General features: G+C 67.3%; 3 protein-coding genes. 2 read left to right on the forward strand and 1 reads right to left on the reverse strand.

The window, feature by feature from the left end; genetic code table 11:
• Window positions 1-1,594: acyl-CoA synthetase (locus tag ACK1U9_RS19090; RefSeq protein ID WP_449110096.1), on the reverse strand; the 1,594-nt coding region annotated here is incomplete at its 3' end.
• Between the two features lie 193 nt (window positions 1,595-1,787).
• Here ACK1U9_RS19090 and ACK1U9_RS19095 point away from each other — a divergent pair.
• Window positions 1,788-3,194: a sensor histidine kinase gene (locus tag ACK1U9_RS19095; protein ID WP_449110097.1), complete on the forward strand. Its 1,407-nt coding sequence runs from the start codon at window positions 1,788-1,790 to the stop codon at window positions 3,192-3,194.
• A 6-nt stretch (window positions 3,195-3,200) separates the two neighbouring features.
• The gene (locus ACK1U9_RS19100; protein WP_038408108.1) at window positions 3,201-3,836 is read left to right on the forward strand and encodes a response regulator transcription factor; all 636 of its coding nucleotides are present in this window, start codon (window positions 3,201-3,203) and stop codon (window positions 3,834-3,836) included.
• Window positions 3,837-3,938: the final 102 nt, after the last annotated feature.

Here is a 3,938-nt window from a genome sequence, read left to right on the forward strand (position 1 = left end):
CGTACTTCTGGATCTTGCCGGTGGAGGTCTTGGGCAGTTCGCCAAACACCACGGTCTTTGGCACCTTGAACCCGGCCAGGTGCTCGCGGCACCAGCTGGTGATGTCGGCTTCGCGGGTGTCTTCGCGGCCCGGCTTGAGGGCAATGAAGGCGCACGGGGTTTCCCCCCATTTTTCATCAGGACGCGCCACCACCGCGGCTTCCAGTACCGCCGGATGCTTGTACAGGGCATCCTCGACCTCGATGGTGGAGATGTTCTCACCACCGGAAATGATGATGTCCTTGAGCCGGTCCTTGATCTCGACATAGCCGTCGGCGTGCCACACGGCCAGGTCACCTGTGTGGAACCAGCCGCCACGGAAGGCTTCGACGGTGGCTTCGGGGTTCTTCAGGTAGCCCTTCATCACCGTATTGCCGCGCATGAAGATCTCGCCAAGGGTATTGCCGTCGCGCGGCACCGGCTCGAGGGTTTGCGGGTCGGCGACCATCAGGCCGTCGAGGGTCGGGTAGCGCACGCCCTGGCGGGACTTGATCCGCGCGCGCTCTTCCAGCGCCAGTTCATCCCATTCGTCATGCCAGGCACACACGGTCACCGGGCCGTAGACCTCGGTCAGGCCGTAGGTGTGGGTGACCCGGATGCCCATCTCTTCCACGGCGCCGATGACCTTGGCGGGGGGCGCGGCGCCGGCGACCATGGCCTGCACCGGGTGCTCGATGGCCGCCTTGGCCGCCTCAGGCATGTTGACCAGGGCGTTGAGTACGATCGGCGCGCCGCACAGGTGGCTGACCCGGTGCTCGCGGATCAGGGTCAGGATCTTCTGCGGGTCGACCCGGCGCAGGAACACATGGGTGCCGGCCAGCGCGGTGATGGTCCATGGGTAGCACCAGCCGTTGCAGTGGAACATCGGCAGGGTCCACAGGTACACCGGGCGATGGCCCATGCCCCAGACCATCTGGTTGCCCAGGGCGTTCAGGTAAGCGCCACGGTGGTGGTAGACCACGCCCTTGGGGTTGCCGGTGGTGCCGGAGGTGTAGTTGAGCGAGATCGCCTGCCACTCGTCATCGGGCCACTCCCAGGCAAAGTCCGGGTCGCCCTCGGCGAGGAACGCCTCATAATCCAGTTCGCTGACCGCACGGCCTTCGCCATACTCCGGGTCATCCACATCCACCACCAATGGCGGGTGCTCGAGCAAGGCCAGGGCCGCCTCGATGACCGTGTGGAACTCGCGGTCGGTGATCAGCACCTTGGCCTCGCCATGCTGCAGCATGAAGGCGATGGCTTCGGCATCCAGGCGGACGTTCAGGGTGTTGAGCACGGCGCCGGTCATGGGCACGCCAAAATGGGCTTCGAGCATGGCCGGAATGTTGGGCAGCATCACCGCCACGGTGTCGCCACGACCGATACCCCGGCCCACCAGGGCGCTGGCCAGGCGCCGGCAGCGTTGGTAGGTCTGCTGCCAGTTGCGGCGGATGGCACCATGCACTACCGCCGGATAGTCGCCGTATACGGCAGCGGTGCGTTCGATGAAACTCAGCGGAGTGAGCGCGACATGGTTGACGGCAGCGGGCATCAGGCCCTGGGCATAGATCGACATGCGGTAATCCTGTAGGGGAGGCAGGCACAACCTGTGCGCTTGACCCCCGGTGGCTGATTGTTAGCTCTGTTCAGGGTGCAGGGACGCGGACGGTGGGCCGCTCCCTTGTCGCAGTTTTACGCGAGTCGCTATGGTATTAGGAATATCGACTATAGCAATATAGTAAAACTACTATAACAACGAGCCGCCTACCGTGGACAACACTGCCTATCCCTTGCTCGCCAAGGACCCACAACCCAGCCTGATGCTGGCTGGCGACGCCAGGCCGTTGGCACTCAACCCGGCACTGCAGGCCTGGGTCGATGAAGGCCCGGCACTGGCCAGCTGGCTGCCGGGCAACTGCACCGCCCTGGTGCGCGCCTGCCTGCGCCAGCGCCGGGCGATCGCCGATGTCGAGGTGCAAGTCGGCGAACGCATCGTGCTGTGGAGCTTCATCCCTGACGACCAGGGCCAGCAGGTGCTGGCGCGTTGCCGCGACGCCAGCGACGAGCGCCATGGCGCACGCGAGGCCAGCCGCGCCCGGCGTCTGTACCGGCTGATCATCGAGAACACCACCGATCTGATCTCCCGGCACAGCCCTGACGGCCGTTTCCTCGATGCCTCGCCGGCGGCATTCCGCCTGCTTGGCCTGTGGCCCGAGCAACTGCGCGGCATGGCCGTGCATACCTTGCTGCACCCACGCGAGCGCCGCCAGGTGCTGCGCCAGGCCGCCGCCGCCCTGGACCAGGACGGCTACCACACCATGACCTGCCGCGTGCGCCAGGCCGCAGGCGGCTACCGCTGGTTCGAAATCGCCAGCCGGGCCATCCGCGAAACCTACACCGGCGCGGTGGTGGAGGTGGTCAGCGTGTCTCGCGACATCACCCTGCGCATCGAAGCCCAGGAAAGCCTGGCGCACAGTGCCCGGTTGGCCACCTTGGGCGAGCTGGCTTCGGGCATTGCCCACGAGATCAACCAGCCGTTGGCTGCAGTGGTCAACTACGCCAATGCCAGCCTGCGCTACCTGCAGGGCCTGGAGCGTGACCCGCAGGCCCGCGAGCGGGTGGGACAGGGCCTGCAGCGCATCTGCGAACAGGCCACCCATGCCGCCGAAGTGATCCGCCGCCTGCGCGCCTTCCTGCGCAAGGGGCCACGCCGCCTGCAGGCGCTGGACGTGGCCGAGGTGGCCGGCGAAGCCATGCGCCTGTGCGCCTGGGAGGCCGCACGTGACCAGGTGGTGGTCGAGCTGCGCATGAACGCGCAGTTGCCCTTGGTGTATGCCGACCGGGTACTGCTGGAGCAGGTGCTGTTGAACCTGCTGCGCAACGCCATCGATGCCAACCGCGAGCAGCATGGCGAGCGGCCGTCACGTATCCTGCTTGGCGCCGCGCGCGATGGCGATGGCGTGCTGGTCGAGGTGGCCGACCAGGGCCCGGGCGTGGCGCCCGAGCGCCTGGATGAAATCTTCACGCCGTTCACCACCAGCAAGGCCGACGGCCTGGGTCTTGGCCTGAGCATGAGCCGCAGCCTGATCGAGGGCTTTGGCGGCAACCTGTGGGCGCGAGCCGGTGACAATGGTGGTCTGGTACTGTGCTGCCGCCTGGCGGTCAGCAGGGGATAAGGGGAGATGGCGGTGCAAGCGAAAGTGTATGTGGTGGATGACGACCAGGGTATGCGGGACTCCACGGTGTGGCTGCTGCAGTCGGTGGGCTTGCAGGCCTTGCCGTTCGCCGGTGGGCAGGCGTTTCTCGACGCCTGCGTCGACGATGGGCCGGCTTGCGTGCTGCTGGATGTGCGCATGCCCGGGCTGGGCGGGTTGGCGGTGCAGCAGGCGATGCGCGAGCGTGGCCTGGGGTTGCCGGTGATCTTCGTCAGCGGCCATGCCGATGTGCCGATCGTGGTGCGGGCATTCAAGGCCGGCGCCTGCGACTTCATCGAAAAGCCCTACAACGACCAGTTGCTGCTCGACAGCGTACAGGCCGCGCTGGAGAACGCCGGGCGGGCACGCCAGGACGACCAGGCGCTGGCCCGGGTGCAGGCGCGCATCGACGGCCTTACCCCGCGCGAGCGCGATGTGTTCGTGCCGTTGGCCCAAGGGTTGAGCAACCGCGAGATTGCCGAGCGGCTGGGCGTGAGCGTGAAGACGGTGGACCTGTACCGGGGGCGAGTGATGAAGCGGTTGCAGGCCGATAGCCTGGCGGAGTTGGTGGGCATGGCCATAGCCTGCGGGGCGGTGGAGGCATTGGGCCTGCGAACACCGTAGCAGGCCTTGACGCATGGCCCTGTAGGAGCGGGGGGGGGGGGGGGGGGGGGGGGGGGGGGGGGGGGGGGGGGGGGGGGGGGGGGGGGGGGGGGGGGGGGGGGG

The organism is Pseudomonas sp. XP1 (genome assembly GCF_053557675.1).